General features: G+C 39.3%; 15 protein-coding genes, 2 tRNA genes and 1 rRNA gene. 10 read left to right on the top strand and 8 right to left on the bottom strand.

Annotated features, from left to right (window positions below):
- Positions 1–59: 59 nt before the first annotated feature.
- The 8 genes from noc to rpmH form a co-directional block, all read right to left on the bottom strand.
- Positions 60–902, bottom strand: a complete 843-nt coding sequence (noc, locus tag ACVIJU_RS02080; RefSeq protein WP_063387754.1) for a nucleoid occlusion protein — start codon at positions 900–902, stop codon at positions 60–62.
- A 105-nt stretch (positions 903–1007) separates the two neighbouring features.
- On the bottom strand, positions 1008–1724 hold the full coding sequence (rsmG, locus tag ACVIJU_RS02075) for a 16S rRNA (guanine(527)-N(7))-methyltransferase RsmG (protein WP_063387753.1): 717 nt from the start codon (positions 1722–1724) through the stop codon (positions 1008–1010).
- A gap of 37 nt (positions 1725–1761) precedes the next feature.
- Positions 1762–3648, bottom strand: coding sequence for a tRNA uridine-5-carboxymethylaminomethyl(34) synthesis enzyme MnmG (gene mnmG, locus ACVIJU_RS02070; RefSeq protein WP_063387752.1), 1887 nt, complete (start codon positions 3646–3648; stop codon positions 1762–1764).
- A 17-nt stretch (positions 3649–3665) separates the two neighbouring features.
- The gene (gene mnmE / locus ACVIJU_RS02065) at positions 3666–5051 is read right to left on the bottom strand and encodes a tRNA uridine-5-carboxymethylaminomethyl(34) synthesis GTPase MnmE (RefSeq protein WP_063387751.1); all 1386 of its coding nucleotides are present in this window, start codon (positions 5049–5051) and stop codon (positions 3666–3668) included.
- A gap of 460 nt (positions 5052–5511) precedes the next feature.
- A complete protein-coding gene (gene jag / locus ACVIJU_RS02060; RefSeq protein ID WP_094244817.1) occupies positions 5512–6180 on the bottom strand; it encodes an RNA-binding cell elongation regulator Jag/EloR in 669 nt (222 codons plus the stop codon).
- On the bottom strand, positions 6177–6950 hold the full coding sequence (gene spoIIIJ, locus ACVIJU_RS02055; RefSeq protein WP_063387749.1) for a YidC family membrane integrase SpoIIIJ: 774 nt from the start codon (positions 6948–6950) through the stop codon (positions 6177–6179). Before spoIIIJ ends, jag begins: the two co-directional genes overlap by 4 nt.
- 102 nt (positions 6951–7052) lie before the next feature.
- Entirely contained in the window at positions 7053–7403 is a 351-nt protein-coding gene (rnpA, locus tag ACVIJU_RS02050) for a ribonuclease P protein component (protein WP_063387748.1), read from the bottom strand.
- Positions 7404–7489: 86 nt separating this feature from the next.
- Positions 7490–7624: a 50S ribosomal protein L34 gene (gene rpmH, locus ACVIJU_RS02045; RefSeq protein ID WP_063387747.1), complete on the bottom strand. Its 135-nt coding sequence runs from the start codon at positions 7622–7624 to the stop codon at positions 7490–7492.
- Positions 7625–8122: 498 nt separating this feature from the next.
- On the opposite strand from rpmH, the gene dnaA reads away from it, so the two are divergent.
- The 10 genes from dnaA to ACVIJU_RS01995 all read left to right on the top strand — a co-directional run bounded on the left by dnaA (position 8123) and on the right by ACVIJU_RS01995 (position 20395).
- Entirely contained in the window at positions 8123–9487 is a 1365-nt protein-coding gene (gene dnaA, locus ACVIJU_RS02040) for a chromosomal replication initiator protein DnaA (RefSeq protein ID WP_063387746.1), read from the top strand.
- Positions 9488–9684: 197 nt separating this feature from the next.
- The gene (dnaN, locus tag ACVIJU_RS02035; protein WP_063387745.1) at positions 9685–10821 is read left to right on the top strand and encodes a DNA polymerase III subunit beta; all 1137 of its coding nucleotides are present in this window, start codon (positions 9685–9687) and stop codon (positions 10819–10821) included.
- Between the two features lie 166 nt (positions 10822–10987).
- Entirely contained in the window at positions 10988–11203 is a 216-nt protein-coding gene (yaaA, locus tag ACVIJU_RS02030; protein ID WP_066251626.1) for a S4 domain-containing protein YaaA, read from the top strand.
- A 15-nt stretch (positions 11204–11218) separates the two neighbouring features.
- The gene (gene recF, locus ACVIJU_RS02025; RefSeq protein WP_063387743.1) at positions 11219–12328 is read left to right on the top strand and encodes a DNA replication/repair protein RecF; all 1110 of its coding nucleotides are present in this window, start codon (positions 11219–11221) and stop codon (positions 12326–12328) included.
- A 195-nt stretch (positions 12329–12523) separates the two neighbouring features.
- Positions 12524–14449, top strand: coding sequence for a DNA topoisomerase (ATP-hydrolyzing) subunit B (gene gyrB, locus ACVIJU_RS02020; protein WP_063387742.1), 1926 nt, complete (start codon positions 12524–12526; stop codon positions 14447–14449).
- 80 nt (positions 14450–14529) lie between these two features.
- Entirely contained in the window at positions 14530–16986 is a 2457-nt protein-coding gene (gene gyrA, locus ACVIJU_RS02015; RefSeq protein ID WP_066251621.1) for a DNA gyrase subunit A, read from the top strand.
- Between the two features lie 238 nt (positions 16987–17224).
- On the top strand, positions 17225–18325 hold the full coding sequence (locus ACVIJU_RS02010; protein WP_456687194.1) for an HD-GYP domain-containing protein: 1101 nt from the start codon (positions 17225–17227) through the stop codon (positions 18323–18325).
- Positions 18326–18535: 210 nt separating this feature from the next.
- Positions 18536–20089 (top strand): 16S ribosomal RNA (locus tag ACVIJU_RS02005).
- A gap of 137 nt (positions 20090–20226) precedes the next feature.
- Positions 20227–20303: transfer RNA gene (locus tag ACVIJU_RS02000), tRNA-Ile, on the top strand.
- 16 nt (positions 20304–20319) lie between these two features.
- A tRNA-Ala gene (locus ACVIJU_RS01995) sits at positions 20320–20395 on the top strand.
- The last annotated feature ends 71 nt before the right edge of the window (positions 20396–20466 follow it).

Genomic DNA, 20466 nt, shown 5'->3' with positions numbered 1-20466 from the left:
CAAGTCTTTTTGCTAAGTTTTTTTATAATAAAAAACTCTTCACGAAAAAGTGTGAAGAGTTATTTTGGAATTTTAATCGTTAATTGTATATAGTTTTCAAATTCTTCTTCTTTTGAATCTATTTTAACTCCTGTTTCAGCCACCATAGTCAAAGATTTCCGAATCGTATTCAAAGCAATTCTCGTATCTCTGCTGAAAGCTTTTCTTTTCGGTTTTTGCTTTTCTTCTTTTTGGTCTAACATTTTAACTACGCGATCTTCTGTTTGTTTAACATTTAACTGTTTTTCAATAATTTCGTTTAACAATTTAATTTGCAATTCATGATCTTTTAAAGGAATGAGTGCTCGCGCATGACGTTCCGTAATGGATTTGTTTAACAATGCCTCTTGAACTTCTTTTGGGAGCTTCAGCAGACGTAGTTTATTGGCAATCGTCGATTGTCCTTTTCCAAGCCTTTGAGCTAGCGCTTCTTGAGTCAGCTGATGGAGTTCAATTAATTTTGCATAAGCAACTGCTTCTTCAATGGCTGATAATTCTTCCCGCTGCAAGTTTTCAATTAAGGCGATTGAAGCGGTTTCTTTATCATTATAATTTTTTACTATAGCCGGAATTTCCATCCATCCAAGTTTTTTGACAGCTCTCCATCTTCTTTCCCCGGCAATAATTTCATACCGTTCATCCGTTTTTCTGACAACAATCGGCTGTATAATGCCATGAGTTCGGATTGTTTGCGCCAATTCATCAATTTTATCTTCAGAAAAAACAGTTCTCGGCTGAAATGGATTAGGGACGATCTCATCAACAGGAATATGCAAAATTTCTTCTTTTACATCTTTTTCTTCTTCAAAGTCCGTCACATCTTTTTCCCCAAAGCCAAATAATCGAGAAAAAGGATGCTTCATATGCTGACACCACCTTTAGAAACTACCAGCATTTATTAAATTTCTCGTTTTCTAGACAAATTTCCTGCTAAAAATGACAAACAAAAAATATTATTTTCAAACAAGTTACTCAATAGGCATTTTATTTGGTGTGCCGGGCTTCCTAGGATACTTTTTCGGAGTAGCACGATGTTTATGAATCACAATGATATTGCGCTGACTTTTTTCAATGGGCAATTGAAAGGAATGAATCGTCTGGACTTGTCCGCCAAATAATGAGATCGCTTTATTTGCCCCTTTTAATTCTTCTTTTACCGATTGAGCCTTCAATGCCAAAAAATCACCATTTACTTTCACGAGCGGGATACAAAGTTCACTTAGTACGGATAATCGTGCTACAGCCCTAGCTGTCACGATATCAAAAGATTCCCGAAATATTTTCTTTTGACCGAACGTTTCCGCACGATCGTGGTATAAAAAGACATTTTCCAAATTTAGTTGAGCAGTTAAATGCTCTAAAAACGTAATTCGTTTTTTCAAAGAGTCAACGATTGTCAACTGCAAATGAGGAAAGCAAATTTTCAGCGGAATGCCGGGAAAACCAGCACCCGCTCCAACATCGCAAACGGAAAGAGGTCTGTTAAAATCATAAAAAAAAGCAGCCGAAATAGAATCATAAAAATGTTTGATATACACTTCTGTCCGATCCGTTATGGACGTCAAATTCACTTTTTCATTCCATTCCGTTAGGAGCTTAAAATATGCTTCAAATTGTTCCAATGCTTGTGAGGAAAGTGAAATCCCTCTTTCCTCCAGCAACGTTTGAAACTGAATACTATCCATCGCTCTATCCTTTCGTCTCCATTTGTAATAAATCTCTTTATTCATTAGACACACGGGCGATACGGCCTTGTTCCAAATAAACAAGTAAAATAGAAATATCCGCCGGATTGACGCCTGATATGCGTGAAGCCTGTGCAACTGATATCGGCCGAACCTGTTTTAATTTTTGCCGCGCTTCTGTTGCAAGTCCATTGATAGCGTCATAATCAATGTCTTCTGGTATTTTTTTGTTTTCCATGCGTTTTAATTTCTCTACTTGCTGCAACGATTTTTCAATATATCCTTCATATTTGATTTGAATTTCTACCTGCTCCTCCACTTCTTTAGGCAAAGCTTCACTTTCGGTAAGCATTTTTATATGTTCATAATTTATTTCTGGACGCTTCAAAAGGTCTGAGGCACGGATGCCGTCTTTTAACGGACTTCCTCCGACTTCTTCAATCAGTTTTTGAGTCTGTTCATTCGGCTTGATAATGATGGAACGGAGGCGTTTTTTCTCATTTTCTATCGCTTCTTTTTTGGCCAAAAACTTTTCATACCGCTCTTTTTTAATCAAACCGATTTTGTATCCGAGTTCTGTCAAACGCAAATCCGCATTGTCATGGCGAAGGAGAAGACGGTATTCGGCTCTTGATGTTAAAAGACGGTATGGTTCGTTCGTTCCTTTTGTCACCAAATCGTCTATTAATACACCGATGTAAGCATCAGAACGGCTGAGAATGATCTCTTCTTTATTCAACGCTCTTCTAGCAGCATTAATACCGGCCATAATTCCTTGACCAGCTGCTTCTTCATATCCTGAAGTTCCGTTAATTTGTCCTGCCGTATATAAATTTTTCACTTTTTTCGTTTCTAGCGTCGGCCATAGCTGCGTTGGTACGATCGCATCATATTCAATGGCATATCCAGCTCTCATGATTTGTGCATTTTCAAGCCCCGGAATGGTAGATATCATACGGCGCTGTACATCTTCCGGCAGGCTTGTAGAAAGCCCTTGAACATAGACTTCTTCCGTATTACGGCCCTCAGGCTCCAAAAAGATTTGGTGGCGCGGTTTATCATGGAAACGGACAATTTTATCTTCAATAGACGGACAATAACGAGGTCCTGTCCCTTTGATCATACCAGAATACATGGGCGATCTGTGCAAATTTTCGTCAATGATTTTATGAGTTTCACTGCTTGTATACGTCAGCCAACAAGGAAGCTGATCGGTAATATATTTCGTTGTTTCGTAGGAGAATGCACGCGGCTCCTCGTCTCCAGGTTGAATTTCTGTTTTGCTGTAATCAATGGTTTTACTGTTGACTCTTGGAGGTGTCCCTGTTTTAAAACGAACAAGTTCGAATCCAAGCTTTTCTAAATGCTCTGACAGCTTAATGGACGGCTGTTGATTGTTTGGTCCGCTTGAATAAGAAAGGTCTCCGATAATGATTCTTCCACGCAAAAACGTCCCTGTTGTTAAAACAACTGTTTTCGAACGGTATTCGGCTCCTGTCTGCGTCACGATCCCTTTGCATATACCGTCTTCTACAATTAATTCTTCGACCATTCCTTGAAGCAATGTTAAATTTTCTTCCTGCTCCAGCGTCTTTTTCATTTCCCTTTGATATAAAACTTTATCGGCTTGTGCCCGAAGTGCACGAACAGCAGGTCCTTTTCCTGTATTTAACATTCTCATTTGAATATATGTTTTATCGATGTTTTTTCCCATTTCTCCGCCAAGCGCGTCAATCTCACGGACGACAATTCCTTTTGCCGGCCCGCCGATTGAAGGATTACATGGCATAAAAGCTACCATATCCAAATTAATGGTCACTACTAATGTTTTAGCACCAAGCCTTGCAGCCGCAAGACCCGCCTCACAGCCCGCATGACCTGCGCCAACCACGATTACATCATATTCACCGGCTTGATATCGCATCAAATTCACACCCTTTCCTATTTACCTAAGCAAAATTGCGAAAACAACTGATCAATTAAGCTTTCATGTACACTGTCGCCAATAATTTCGCCGAGGAGTTCCCACGTTCTTGTTAAGTCGATTTGAACAATATCGATTGGGACGCCTTGTTCTATTCCCTCTATAGCCTCTTCAACAGCTTTTTTGGCCTGAGATAACAACGCAATATGGCGTGTATTGGAAACATAAGTTAAATCATCTGCTTGAAGATCCCCTTTAAAAAACAAAGAACTGATCTGTTGTTCCAATTCATCGATCCCTCTATCTTCCTTTAAGGAAGTGGTCACAATTGGATGTCCATTGGCAAGCTTCTGCACTTCATCCATATCGATTTTCTTCGGCAAATCAGTTTTATTGACAATGACAATAAAATCCGTTCCCTTCACGGCTTCAAACAATTTTTTATCTTCTTCCGAGAGCTCTTCGTTATAGTTTAGCACAAATAAAATTAAATCAGCTTCTTTCAATACCTGTCGGGATCGCTCCACACCGATTTTTTCTACAATGTCTTCCGTCTCACGAATTCCAGCCGTGTCGATAAGACGGAGAGGGACACCTCTCACATTGACATATTCTTCTATTACATCCCTTGTCGTTCCTGGTATATCAGTTACTATCGCTTTATTTTCATGAACGAGTCCATTGAGCAAAGAAGATTTGCCAACGTTTGGCCGCCCAATTATAACGGTTGATAAGCCTTCCCTCAATATTTTCCCTTGGTTAGAAGTTGAAAGCAGTTTTTCAATTTCGTCTCGCACGTACGAAGCTTTTTCAATTAACATATTATGTGTCATTTCTTCGACATCATCATATTCGGGGTAATCGATGTTGACTTCAACATGTGCGAGCGTTTCAAGAATTTCCTGACGCAGCCGTTTGATGCGCTTTGAAAGACGGCCTTCCATTTGCCCAAGAGCAACATTCATTGCTTTATCGGTTTTAGCCCGAATTAAATCAATCACAGCTTCCGCTTGAGACAAATCAATTCTTCCATTTAAAAATGCTCTCTTCGTAAATTCTCCTGGTTCCGCCAAACGAGCGCCGTGCTTAAGAACTAGCTGCAAAACGCGGTTAACTGTTACGAGACCTCCATGGCAATTGATCTCAACAACATCTTCTCTTGTAAATGTTTTAGGCGCCCGCATGACAGAAACCATCACTTCTTCAACCATTTCTTGCGTATCGGGATCAATTATTTTTCCATAATGAATCGTATGGGTTGGAACATCTTTTAATTGTTTCTTTGCAGGGCTTTGAAAAATGCGATCCGCAATGTCCACCGCCTCATCGCCGCTTAAGCGGACAATCGCAATGGCTCCCTCTCCCATCGGGGTGGAAATTGCTGCTATTGTATCAAATTCCATTGTCTCACCTCGCTTTTTGTTGCGATCTATCATAAACCAATCCGGCAGTTGTTTTCATTCACCAAAGTTTAAAAATACCATATAGTCTAGAAAAAAGAAAAGCACAATGTTTATCCACAAAAAAAATTATCTAATTTATTATTTTAACTTATCCACATGTTCATAACAATATTTCGCTACTTTTCACTTATTCACAATACCGTAACGTTTAAGAAACAAGCCAGTTAATCTTCCATGGGGTTAGATCTGCATGTCTCGTAATTCAAAATAATGAAAAACGAAATGATTTGATAACTGGAGAAACAGCTTAAAAAACTGCTGGGCTTGAAAAATCAAAGAGGTACCAAAAAAGTTGAAGAGTCTTTAATAGAGGTTGACAGAAACCGAAAATTCCTTTTTAAAGACATCAATTTGGAGGCTAAAAAAAATGATGAATTGGCTTTCCAATTCATCAAAAAACTTATTTTGGTGCGATGACGACATATCGATTGGGCTCTGTTCCGACTGAATACGTTTGAACCCTTTCATCTTCCATTAACGTTGAATGAATGATTTTTCTTTCAAAAGAAGGCATGGGCTCCAAAGAAAATTCCTTATTTGTTTTTACAACTTTATCTGCCAATTTTACCGCCAATTGAGTCAAAGTCTCTCGGCGCTTTTCACGATAATTTTCAGCATCCAAAATAATGGGTACGTAATCGGTTGACGTTTTATTCGCTACAAGCTGTGTCAAATATTGCAAGGAATTTAACGTTTGTCCTCTTTTTCCAATTAGAATTGCCAAATTTTCCCCTTTAATATTAAAATACGCTGTTTTTTCTTCAAGTTTAATATCAACGGAAGCTGTAATTCCCATTTCTTTTATAACCTGCTCAAGGAAATTTTTCGCCTCGTCCAATGGATTAAGGTCCGTATTCTCGTTCCATTTTAACAAAGCATCCGTCAATTCGCTTGTTTCCTTTAATTTCACATGGACAATGGCAGGTTTTTGGCCAAATATCCCAAAAAGCCCTTTTTTTCCTTCATCGATAATTCGAATATCCACTTGTTCCTGCTCAACATTTAATTCTTTTAAGGCTTTCTTCACAGCATCCTCAACGGTCTGTCCAGTAGACGTTATTTCTCTCACTTTTGAGCTCCTCCTGCCTTTTCAGAAGCTTTGCGTATATCTGAACCTTTGATCACAAGAGTTTGGACAATCATAAAAATATTTCCGACTACCCAATAAAGTGATAAAGCTGCTGGGAACGACACCGCAAAAATGACAATCATAATCGGCATCATCCAAAGCATTGTTTGCATTTGCGGATTTATGTTTTCTGTTCCTGCCATCATTAATTTTTGCTGAACAAATGTCAAAATGCCTGCTAAAAGAGGTAGAATAAAATAAGGATCTCTCTCACCTAGATCGAACCATAAAAAGCTGTGTTCAGCAATTTCCCGGGTTCTCATAATGGCATGGTAAAATCCAATTAAAATTGGCATTTGAATTAATAGTGGTAAACAACCGGCAAGAGGATTAACACCATGCTTTTGAAATAAAGCCATTGTTTCTTGTTGAAGCTTTTGCTGTGTTTTTTGGTCTTTCGAACTGTATTTCTCACGCAGCTTTAAAATTTCCGGCTGAATTTCCTGCATGGCCTTTGAATTTTGAATTTGTTTGATCATTAACGGCAAAATCGCTAATCGAATTAAAATGGTTACGATGATAATGGATAAACCATAATCATTTCCAAATAGCTGCGCAAAATATGTAATTAACCAAGAAAGCGGATAAACAATGTACTGGTTCCAAAAACCTTCACTGTCTTTTGTAATCGGTTCATTTATTTCCGTACACCCGGACAAAACAGATGCTAGTCCAAGAATAGCCAGCAATAATACTATTCGCTTCTTCAAAAAAACTTCCTCCTAACAAATTCTATATATCATAATTAAAAATAATCCGTTTCCATTCAAAAAGTATTTTACCATCTTTTTTGTAAAATTGCTTTTGATTTCTTAATGATTTTTTGTCTGATAAATGTTCATTTTTATAAAAAGATGAACAAGACTTTTTTTTACCTCATGATAATTCATTTGCGCAGACGGTTTCCTCGCAATAATAATATAATCCTTCCCTTTAGCGATATTGTCCTTCTCTTCTAAAAATACTTGACGAATCAAACGTTTTACTTTATTTCTCGTCACGGCATTGCCAATTTTTTTACTGACAGACAGCCCGATCCGAAAATCTTTTATATCCGGCTGATCAAGCATATAAATAACGAACTGTCTATTCGCCATTGACTTTCCTTTTTGAAATACTTTTTGAAAGTCCTTATTTTTTTTTATCCGGTTCCTTTTTTTCATTCCATTCACTCCGACTCTCCGATTTACTCGAGAGATCAAGTAACTTCATTTTGTGTAAAAAAGACCACTGACTTTTTTTCAGTGGTCTACGCTGATAATACTTTTCTTCCTTTACGGCGTCTCCGAGCTAAAACCTTTCGACCGTTTTTTGTGCTCATCCGGCTGCGGAATCCGTGAACTTTGCTGCGTTTTCTTTTATTTGGTTGATATGTTCTTTTCATTCTATGACACCTCCCCGAGGATTAACTCTAAAAAGACAGTCTTTCTAATTATAGTAAAGGAATATCCTAATGTCAACTAAGGTCCATTGTACTATCGGCAAACAACATTGTGGATATTTTTTTATAAAAAATACAGTTTTACAGCAATTATCGACATTTTTTTCACACATTTATCGACATGTGAATATTTTTTTCAACAGCATGTTGTCTTGTGGATAAACTTTCAAAACCCATTGCAACACATAGGTTATTTTGATATGATATTTGTGTTTTACCTCTGAATATCTTTCATTTATCATTATATTATCCACACATTGTGGATAAATTGTGGAAAGTTGTTAACGGCCCTGTGAAGGAAGTTTTCCACACTCTCTGAATTTTGTAGAAAAGTTATTTTTCTACTATATTAAATATTTTTGTGCAAACATATGTGGAATGCATATTTATTCATTGTTCATTTTTTACAGCCGATGTAAAGGAGGGTGACCCCAAAGAGCCATGGAGAACATAGAGGACTTGTGGAATCGGGTGCTTGCCGAAATTAAAAAAAAGGTCAGTAAACCGAGCTTTGATACCTGGCTAAAATCTACAAAAGCACACGCTTTACAAGGTGATTTGCTCATCATTACTGCTCCAAATGAATTTGCGAGAGATTGGTTGGAATCCAGATACCTGCATTTAATCGCGAACACAATATATGATTTAACAGGAGAAGAAATCGGTATAAAATTTATCATTCCGCAAAATTTGACAGACGATGAATTTATGCCTAAAGCCCCCATTAAAACATCGCCAAAAAAAGGGGAAGAGACAAATGAATTTCCCCAAAACTTGCTGAATCCAAAATATACTTTTGATACGTTTGTTATCGGCTCAGGAAATCGATTTGCCCATGCTGCATCCCTGGCTGTTGCGGAAGCGCCGGCAAAAGCATACAACCCGCTGTTTATTTATGGTGGCGTCGGTCTCGGAAAAACTCATTTAATGCATGCAATCGGCCATTATGTATTAGAACATAATCCTTCCGCGAGAGTCGTCTATTTGTCATCAGAAAAATTTACGAATGAATTTATTAACTCAATCCGTGACAATAAAGCCGATGAATTTCGCAATAAATACCGGAATGTTGATGTTCTATTGATAGATGATATTCAATTTCTTGCTGGAAAAGAACAAACACAAGAGGAATTTTTCCATACGTTCAACACACTTCACGAGGAAAGCAAGCAAATAGTCATTTCAAGCGACAGGCCGCCAAAGGAAATTCCTACTCTTGAAGACCGGCTGAGATCACGTTTTGAATGGGGGCTCATAACAGATATTACTCCTCCTGACCTCGAAACAAGAATTGCCATTTTAAGAAAAAAAGCGAAAGCTGATGGATTGGATATTCCAAATGAAGTCATGCTTTATATTGCCAACCAAATTGATACAAATATTCGTGAGCTAGAAGGTGCCCTTATACGCGTAGTAGCTTATTCTTCTCTCATTAATAAAGATATTAACGCGGATCTCGCGGCAGAAGCATTAAAAGACATTATACCGAGCTCCAAGCCTAAAATTATTACCATTCAAGAAATTCAACGTGTAGTTGGACAGCATTTTAATGTTAAATTGGAAGATTTTAAAGCAAAAAAGAGAACAAAGTCTGTTGCATTTCCAAGACAGATTGCCATGTACTTATCAAGAGAATTAACCGACTCTTCTTTGCCGAAAATTGGAGAAGAATTTGGAGGAAGAGACCATACAACAGTCATTCATGCTCATGAAAAAATTTCAAAGCTATTAGAAGAAGACCCACAGCTGCAAAATCAAATAAATGAAATAAAAGAACAGTTAAAGCATTCCATTCATTATCATTAGTTGAGGACATTGTGAATAACTTTGACATTGGCATGCACAGTCTATCCACATGTGGATAGACTGTGCTTCCTTTCATTAACATTGTTATCAACATATCCACAAGCCCTATTACTACTTATACTATATTTTTTAATTAAAAAATAATAATATAAAATGTATTTGATAGATGGCAGTGCAGCCTTAGAAGGAGGATTTACATGCAAGTTATCGTCCAAAAAAATAAGCTTGTTGAAAGCGTCCAAGATGTCATGAAGGCCGTCTCCTCTAGAACAACCATTCCTATATTGACCGGAATAAAAATTGTCGCAACAGAAGAGGGCATTTCATTAACAGGCAGTGATTCAGACATTTCGATTGAGTCCTTTATACCTGCAGAAGAAAATGGAACGATTCATGCGGAAATCATCGAGCCCGGAAGCATTGTTTTGCAAGCTCGTTTTTTTAGTGATATTGTGAGGAAGCTTCCGCAGGATAAAGTGGAAATGAAAGTGGAAAACCACTTTCTAACTATTATTCGATCAGGAAGTGCGGAATTTAATCTGCATGGTTTGGATGCAGAAGAATATCCAAGATTGCCGGAAATTGAGGAGCAAAACGTTTTTAAAATTCCATCAGATCTATTAAAAACCTTAATTCGACAAACAGTTTTTGCTGTTTCGGTTTCAGAAACAAGACCAATTTTAACCGGTGTAAACTGGCGTTTAGAAAATGGCGAATTAACATGTATTGCAACGGACAGCCATCGATTAGCTTTACGGAAAGCAAAAGTGGAAACCAATATTTCTGAAGCGCATAATGTCGTTATTCCGGGAAAAAGCTTAAATGAGCTGAATAAAATTCTTGATGAAAACGATGATCTTGTCGAGATTGTCATTACAGAAAATCAAGTTTTGTTTAAGACGAAAAACATATTATTCTTTTCACGCCTCTTAGATGGAAATTACCCTGATACGAGCAGGCTTATTCCATTGGAAAGTAAAACGGATATCATTCTTGATGCAAAAGAATTTTTACAAGCAATAGACCGCGCATCTCTTCTTGCAAGAGAAGGACGGAATAATGTCGTCAAGTTGACAACATTGCCTAACGGGAAGGTTGAAATCTTGTCGAATTCACCGGAGATTGGGAAGGTTGTTGAAGAAATTCATGCCAAAAATGTACAAGGAGAAGATTTAAAAATCTCCTTTAGTGCAAAATATATGATAGATGCATTAAAAGCTGTGGAAGGATCAGAAATTCGCATCAGCTTTACGGGGGCGATGAGGCCGTTTTTAATTCGTGTTCCCGAAGATGAAACAGTTTTGCAACTGATTCTTCCTGTCCGAACATATTAAACAGCTGTCACCGGTTCTTTATGATAAATTCCTCTATTTTGAAGTACTGGAAATAAAAATGAAAGCTACTAGTAATCAAAAAAGCTAGTAGCTTTCTTTTCGAATTGGGAAATATTTAGTAAAATAAAAAGTTAGAGACTATTTTGAGAAAGCGGATGAAATTCAGATGAAGCGTATGATTCAAATTAAAGGTGAATATATTACACTCGGACAATTTTTAAAATTAGCGGATGTCATCCAAACTGGCGGAATGGCAAAATGGTTTCTGCAAGAGCATGAAGTGCTCGTAAATTCTGAGAGGGAACAGCGCCGGGGAAGAAAATTAAGAGACGGAGACATCGTAGAAGTAAAAGAGATTGGAACCTTTATTGTAAAAAACTGAAGTTGGTGACCTTCATTGTATTTAAAAGAATTCAGTTTAAAGAACTACCGTAATTATGAGTCCCTTCATGTACAGTTTGAAAACAAAGTCAATGTGATAATTGGAGAAAATGCCCAAGGGAAAACAAATATGATGGAGGGCATCTATGTTTTGGCGATGGCGAAATCCCATCGAACCAGCAATGATAAAGAGCTCATTCAATGGGAGAAGGAATATGCTAAAATAGAAGGGAGAATAGAAAAACAAAATCGTTTTTCTACGGTTGAATTAATTATTTCCAACAAAGGGAAAAAAGCTAAATTAAATCATTTAGAACAAAAAAAATTAAGTGAATATGTCGGTCACGTCAATGTGATTATGTTTGCTCCGGAAGATTTGAATTTAGTTAAAGGAAGTCCGCAAATTCGCAGGCGTTTTATCAATATGGAAATTGGACAAGTTTCTCCTGTTTATTTGCACCAACTGAACAAATATCAAAAAATCATTCAGCAGAGAAATCATTATTTAAAGCTTCTCCAAACGAGAAAGCAGACGGATGAAAAAATGTTGGATGTGCTTACACTTCAGCTGTGTGAGACAGCGAGCAATATCATTAAAAAAAGATATTTGTTTGTTAAACAGCTTGAAAAATGGGCACAACCGATTCATTCCAGCATTTCAAGGGGAATGGAGGAATTAAGAATTCAGTATAAGCCTTCTGTTGATGTATCAGAAGAAGCAGACTTGTCGAAAATAGTAGAAGTATACTATGACAGGTTTGCTAAAATAAGAGAAAAGGAAATAGAACGTGGAACGACGTTAGCCGGTCCCCACAGAGATGACCTTATTTTTTATGTGAACGGCCGGGATGTTCAAACATTCGGATCGCAAGGCCAGCAGCGCACAACAGCTCTTTCGCTGAAATTGGCCGAAATAGATTTGATCCATGAAGAGATTGGCGATTATCCTGTATTATTGTTGGACGATGTTTTATCAGAATTAGATGATTTTAGGCAATCTCATTTATTAAATGCCATTCAAGGGAAAGTGCAAACATTTGTGACAACAACAAGCGTAGATGGAATTGATCACAAAACCTTGAAGGAAGCGGCTATCTATCGTGTATCTTCCGGACAATTAATATAAATTATTTTTTTTTGAAACAGATCATGATGCTATTAAGAATTTTAACATCTGCAGCTTGTTTTTTACTCATGCATAGATCGTGTCATTACTTTGAAAAAAGCGGATCAATCTATTTAGATTTTTTTGTGGAAAAAAGATTTTTTTATCTATTCAATCGATTTTATGTTTATAAAAGTGTAGGTGATCATTGTGGCGATGGAACAAAATCATGAGGAACAAACAACATATGATGAAAACCAGATTCAAGTGCTGGAAGGGTTGGAAGCTGTTCGAAAAAGACCTGGAATGTATATTGGATCTACCAGTTCCAAAGGTCTTCATCATCTCGTTTGGGAAATTGTCGATAATAGTATAGATGAGGCTTTAGCGGGTTTTTGTACAGAAATAAATGTGACGATCGAAGAAGACAATAGCATAACAGTAAAAGATAATGGGCGGGGAATACCCGTCGGAATACAAGAAAAAATGGGAAGACCAGCCGTTGAAGTCATCATGACTGTACTTCATGCCGGAGGAAAATTCGGAGGCGGAGGCTATAAAGTTTCTGGTGGACTCCACGGTGTAGGAGCTTCAGTTGTGAATGCACTGTCAACAGAACTGGAGGTATTTGTTCATCGTGATGGAAATATTTACTATCAAAAATATCGCCGAGGTGTCCCTTGTGAAGATTTGAAAATTGTCGGAAAAACGGATACGACAGGAACCATTGTGCATTTCAAGCCTGATCCTGAAATTTTTAAAGAAACAACTGAATATGATTATGATACGTTGGCGTCGCGTTTGCGAGAACTTGCCTTTTTAAACCGCGGAATCAAGATCACATTAGAAGATAAGCGGGACGAAAAAGGACGGCAAAATTTATATTACTATGAAGGCGGCATTATCTCCTATGTAAAGCATCTCAACCGTACAAAAGAGGTTCTTCATGAAGAACCAATTTACATTGAAGGAGACAGAGATGGAATAAAAATAGAAATCGCTCTTCAATACAATGATGGATATACAAGTAATATTTACTCTTTTGCTAATAATATTCACACTTATGAGGGCGGTACTCACGAATCCGGCTTTAAAACTGCTTTAACTCGCGTCATTAATGATTACGCTAGAAAAACTGGATCTATTAAAGAAAACGATCAAAATTTATCAGGTGAAGATGTTCGTGAGGGGTTAACCGCGATCATTTCTGTCAAACATCCTAATCCTCAATTTGAGGGACAAACGAAAACAAAGCTCGGGAATTCCGAAGTAAGAACAATTACTGATTCCATTTTCTCGGAAATGTTCGAAACGTTTCTTTTTGAGCATCCGCAAACAGCCAAAAAAATTGTGGAAAAAGGTCTGATGGCGGCAAGAGCCCGTTTAGCTGCCAAAAAAGCAAGGGAATTAACGAGAAGAAAAAGCGCATTAGAAGTTTCAAATTTGCCTGGGAAATTAGCAGATTGTTCGTCAAAAGATCCATCCATCTCAGAATTGTTTGTCGTTGAGGGTGATTCTGCCGGCGGTTCTGCAAAGCAGGGACGGGACAGACATTTCCAAGCTATTTTGCCCTTGAGAGGAAAAATTTTAAATGTTGAGAAAGCACGTCTTGACAAAATATTATCTAACAATGAAGTGCGTGCTATAATCACTGCCATTGGAACAGGGATTGGCGAAGATTTCGATGTTTCGAAGGCGAGATACCATAAAGTAGTGATCATGACGGATGCCGATGTGGACGGAGCGCATATTCGTACATTGCTGCTTACCTTTTTCTATCGGTACATGAGAGGAATTATTGAAAAAGGATATGTTTATATTGCGCAGCCTCCTTTATATAGAATTCAACAAGGCAAAAAGGTTGAATATGCGTACAATGATCGTCAACTCAATAAAATTTTGTCCAATCTTCCAAGCCAACCGAAGCCAAGCATTCAACGCTACAAAGGACTTGGAGAAATGAATGCTGAGCAGCTTTGGGAAACAACAATGAATCCGTCAACTAGAACTCTGCTGCAAGTAACGTTGCAGGATGCGATTGATGCGGATGAAACGTTTGAAATTTTAATGGGAGATAAAGTTGAGCCTCGCCGCCAGTTTATTGAAGAAAATGCACGCTATGTAAAAAATTTGGATATTTAATCGATTTGTTCACCCCATTCTCATTTTGATTTCTCCATTAAGTGAGGTTTGGGAATTGCTTTTTACGGAGGTAATAAAAAATGGCTGAAAACAAAGAATCGCAAATACAGGAAGTCAATATAAGCCAAGAAATGCGTTCATCCTTCCTCGATTATGCGATGAGCGTCATCGTGTCGCGCGCCTTACCTGACGTCCGTGACGGACTTAAGCCTGTTCACCGGAGGATTCTTTATGCCATGCATGACCTTGGCATGACTCCGGATAAACCGTATAAAAAATCTGCAAGGATTGTAGGAGATGTGATCGGTAAGTACCATCCACACGGAGATTCAGCTGTTTACGAGACGATGGTGAGAATGGCCCAAGATTTTAACTATCGCTATATGCTGGTGGATGGTCACGGAAACTTTGGATCCGTTGATGGAGACGCCGCAGCTGCGATGCGTTATACAGAGGCGAGAATGTCAAAAATTTCAATGGAACTTTTGCGTGACATTAATAAAGACACCATTGATTATCAAGATAATTATGACGGATCGGAAAAGGAGCCTGTCGTTCTTCCTTCCCGTTTCCCGCACTTGCTCGTAAATGGCGCATCCGGAATTGCAGTAGGAATGGCGACCAACATTCCTCCACATCAAATCGGCGAAGTAATCGACGGTGTTCTGGCATTAAGTAAAAATCCAGACATCACCATTGGAGAGCTAATGGAAATCATTCCTGGACCGGACTTTCCGACGGCAGGACAAATAATGGGGAAAAGCGGCATTCGAAAAGCTTATGAGACCGGACGAGGATCGATCACGCTCCGGGCAAAGGTTGAAATTGAAGAAAGAGAAAACGGGAAACAGGCAATTATAGTGACTGAGATTCCGTACCAAGTAAATAAAGCAAAACTTATTGAAAAGATTGCAGAGCTTGTCCGTGAGAAAAAAATTGACGGTATCTCCGATTTAAGAGATGAATCTGATAGAAAAGGTATGCGCATTGTCATCGAAGTTCGGAGAGATGCAAATGTCAACGTGCTTTTGAATAATTTATATAAACAGACGGCATTACAAACAAGCTTTGGAATTAATATGCTTGCTTTAGTAGACGGAGAACCGAAAGTATTAAATTTAAAACAAATTTTAGAGCATTATTTAGATCATCAAAAAGTCGTTATTAGAAGACGTACTGCTTTTGAATTAAGAAAGGCTGAAGCGCGAGCGCATATTTTGGAAGGGTTAAGAATTGCATTAGATCATATCGATGAAGTGATTAACCTGATTCGAAGCTCCAAAACAACAGATATTGCCCGCGAAGGATTAATGGAAAAATTCAGCTTAACGGAAAAGCAAGCACAGGCCATCTTGGATATGCGGCTTCAGCGCCTGACAGGCCTTGAACGAGAAAAAATAGAAGAGGAATATAATGAGCTTATAAAGCTAATTGAAGAGTTAAAAGGTATATTAGCCAGCGAAGAAAAGGTTTTAGACATTATTCGCGAGGAATTGGAAGAAATAAAAGAGCGTTTTAATGATGAACGCCGTACAGAAATAATCGCAACTGGTTTAGAATCTTTTGAAGACGAAGATTTGATTCCAAAAGAGAATATTGTCATTACGCTTACCCATAAAGGCTATATTAAGCGCCTCCCTGTTTCTACTTACCGCAGTCAAAAGCGTGGCGGAAGAGGCATTCAAGGAATGGGAACTAATGCTGACGACTTTGTTGAGCATCTTTTAACAACATGTACACACGATACTATTTTATTTTTTACAAATAAAGGAAAAGTTTATCGAGCAAAAGGATATGAAATCCCTGAATATGGACGAACAGCTAAAGGGCTTCCGATCATTAATTTATTGGAAATAGACCAAGATGAATGGATCAATGCCATCATCCCTGTTCCAGGATTTGTTGATGATTGGTTTTTATTTTTTGCGACAAAAGAAGGAATATGTAAACGATCACCGCTTTCTCAATTTTCCAATATACGTAACAGCGGTTTAATTGCGCTGCACTTACGCGAAGGGGACGAGCTTATCTCCGTACATTTGACAGATGGTACAAAAGATATTGTAATTGGAACAAAAAATGGAATGTTAATTCGTTTTCATGAACAAGATGTCCGGTCAATGGGCCGCACAGCTACGGGCGTAAAGGGAATTACGTTGGAAAAAAATGATGAAGTTGTCGGCATGGAAGTGCTGGACCCAGGTGTCGATGTATTAGTCGTAACTGAAAATGGGTACGGAAAACGTACGCACGAAAGCGAGTACCGAATCCAAACCCGGGGCGGCAAAGGTTTAAAAACATGCAACATTACTCCTAAAAATGGATCGGTAGTTTCTGTAAAAGCTGTTCGCGGTGACGAAGATTTAATGATCATTACTGGGAACGGCGTTCTGATTCGCATGGATGTCAATGATATTTCTTCAATGGGACGTAATACAGTCGGTGTAAAGCTTATTAAACTTGATGAAAATGAACATGTTTCAACGGTTGCGCTCGTTGAAAAAGAAGAGCAAGAGGAACAACAGGAAGAAGAATAAAAAGTGCTCTTTTTTGAAGGGTGATATCTGTTGAAACATATTCTGCCAGCGGAAGGAAAAAGTACTAATTTTAGGTCTACCACAGCTTTCAAAGCTGTGGTATTGTTAATTTATGGAGATCAAACGAATATTTCCTGATCTTTATCCTGTGAAAAAAGGTATTTTTCGTTTTTAGGTTTATTTACGTTCCTAAATGAATGGGTGCCAATTGATTTTTATTTAAAGGAGGGGGGTTCATTTGCGGATTCATGTCAAAAAATTGAAGCCGGGATTTGTCTTAGCAGAAGATGTTTATTCTTTGTCACCAAAACCAATTGCGAAAAAAGGCACTGTTATTAATGAGGAACATATTGAATTTTTTCGTGCATTTTTAATTAAAGAAGTTCAAGTCCGGACTTCTACTACTATAGGAGTAAAAGAAGCGAAAGAAGATATTTCCACTGATCAACCTCAAAAAAATGAGGCTGACGTTCAAAAAACGGAAAGTTCATCCAAAACTGCTTTTGAAGAAATTTTTGTACATTCAGTAGAACAGCTCCAAAAGTATTTTTTATCTTGGCAGTCGGGTGCTTCAGTAGATATTTATAAAATTAGAACATTACTCCTCCCAGTATTAAAAGCTGGGTTTGATCAACCAAGCAAAATAATGGAGACTTATACAACATGTGATGCAAAAAATTATATTTGCCATCATTCTGTTTCAGTCTCTTTATTAAGCGCTTTAATTGCAAAAAAAATGGGATTTTTAACTGGTGAAGTAAATCAAATTGCTCTTGCAGGTCTGTTAAGTGATTGTGGGATGGCAAAAATTACGCCGGCAATTTTAACAAAAAAAGAAGCGCTGACAGAAAAAGAGTTCCTCGAGGTTAGAGAACATCCTATTCACAGCTATAAATTATTAAAAGATTTACCAGCTTTAACAGAAGGTGCGAAAGTTGCAGTCTTGCAGCATCATGAACGATTTGATGGATCAGGTTATCCTTTAGGAATTAAAGGCGTTCAAATTCATCCTTTTGCAAAAATCATTTCGTTTGCAGACGCATATCAAGCAATGATTTCTCCTCGTCCATATCGCAATGGACAATCGCCGTTTCACGTATTGGATCAAATAGAAAAAGACCAATTTGGAAAATTTGATTTATCGGTTGTTCAAGCTTTCAAAAAAATATTTATAAAAGATATGGTAGGACGAACAGTAAAGCTTTCTAATGGAGCTTATGGGAAAATCGTTTTTATAAATGAAAAATTGGTTACAAAGCCGATGGTACAAGCAGAAGATTCCGATCAAATTATATCTTTGGAAAAGAGCAAGGATTTGTCGATTATAAAGGTTTTTTAGTTTTTTCGAAGATATAAAATAATGCTTGTCAAAAACGATTGAAACTGCTATAATCACTGAAGTCAGCAATTAAAATAAAAAAAGTGTTGACAACCATAAAGTATGATTTTATAATGTAAAAGTCGCTGTTTTTGATATATGATCTTTGAAAACTGAACAAAACGAAAAGCGTGCCTGTTGATTCTGACAAGAGCATTTGGTGACAAACTTTTTTTGGAGAGTTTGATCCTGGCTCAGGACGAACGCTGGCGGCGTGCCTAATACATGCAAGTCGAGCGGACCGAAGGGAGCTTGCTCCTTTAGGTTAGCGGCGGACGGGTGAGTAACACGTGGGCAACCTGCCCTGCAGACTGGGATAACTTCGGGAAACCGGAGCTAATACCGGATAACACCGAAAACCGCATGGTTTTCGGTTGAAAGGCGGCTTTTAGCTGTCACTGCAGGATGGGCCCGCGGCGCATTAGCTAGTTGGTGAGGTAACGGCTCACCAAGGCGACGATGCGTAGCCGACCTGAGAGGGTGACCGGCCACACTGGGACTGAGACACGGCCCAGACTCCTACGGGAGGCAGCAGTAGGGAATCTTCCGCAATGGACGAAAGTCTGACGGAGCAACGCCGCGTGAGCGAAGAAGGTCTTCGGATCGTAAAGCTCTGTTGTCAGGGAAGAACAAGTATCGTTCGAACAGGGCGGTACCTTGACGGTACCTGACGAGGAAGCCACGGCTAACTACGTGCCAGCAGCCGCGGTAATACGTAGGTGGCAAGCGTTGTCCGGAATTATTGGGCGTAAAGCGCGCGCAGGCGGTTCCTTAAGTCTGATGTGAAATCTCGCGGCTCAACCGCGAGCGGCCATTGGAAACTGGGGAACTTGAGTGCAGGAGAGGGGAGCGGAATTCCACGTGTAGCGGTGAAATGCGTAGAGATGTGGAGGAACACCAGTGGCGAAGGCGGCTCTCTGGCCTGTAACTGACGCTGAGGCGCGAAAGCGTGGGGAGCGAACAGGATTAGATACCCTGGTAGTCCACGCCGTAAACGATGAGTGCTAAGTGTTAGAGGGTATCCACCCTTTAGTGCTGCAGCAAACGCATTAAGCACTCCGCCTGGGGAGTACGGCCGCAAGGCTGAAACTCAAAGGAATTGACGGGGACCCGCACAAGCGGTGGAGCATGTGGTTTAATTCGAAGCAACGCGAAGAACCTTACCAGGTCTTGACATCCCCTGACAACCCTAGAGATAGGGCGTTCCCCTTTCGGGGACAGGGTGACAGGTGGTGCATGGTTGTCGTCAGCTCGTGTCGTGAGATGTTGGGTTAAGTCCCGCAACGAGCGCAACCCTTGACCTTAGTTGCCAGCATTCAGTTGGGCACTCTAAGGTGACTGCCGGCTAAAAGTCGGAGGAAGGTGGGGATGACGTCAAATCATCATGCCCCTTATGACCTGGGCTACACACGTGCTACAATGGGTGGTACAAAGGGCAGCGAAACCGCGAGGTGGAGCGAATCCCAAAAAACCACTCTCAGTTCGGATTGCAGGCTGCAACTCGCCTGCATGAAGCCGGAATCGCTAGTAATCGCGGATCAGCATGCCGCGGTGAATACGTTCCCGGGTCTTGTACACACCGCCCGTCACACCACGAGAGTTTGTAACACCCGAAGTCGGTGGGGTAACCCTTACGGGAGCCAGCCGCCGAAGGTGGGACAAATGATTGGGGTGAAGTCGTAACAAGGTAGCCGTATCGGAAGGTGCGGCTGGATCACCTCCTTTCTAAGGATATATACATTGAAATAGGGTGCGCTTTTCCGTTTTGTTTAGTTTTGAAGGATCACATCCTTCCCCGTTTGCTGGTGAATTCGCAAAGTCGATTTCCCAGCGAATAGAAACTGAATAAAAATATACAGGATGGGCCTGTAGCTCAGCCGGTTAGAGCGCACGCCTGATAAGCGTGAGGTCGGTGGTTCAAGTCCACTCAGGCCCACCATAAATAAGACCATCCTGGGGCCTTAGCTCAGCTGGGAGAGCGCCTGCTTTGCACGCAGGAGGTCAGCGGTTCGATCCCGCTAGGCTCCACCATAAGTTTGATGAATATTGGAAGCATTGCTCCTATGCGAGAGCCCATTCGAAGGATCGGATGTTCGGCTCGA

The organism is Aeribacillus sp. SP014, from assembly GCF_054055575.1.
Note: the sequence above shows the minus strand (reverse complement) of the source record. Positions and strands in the feature narration are given on the sequence as shown.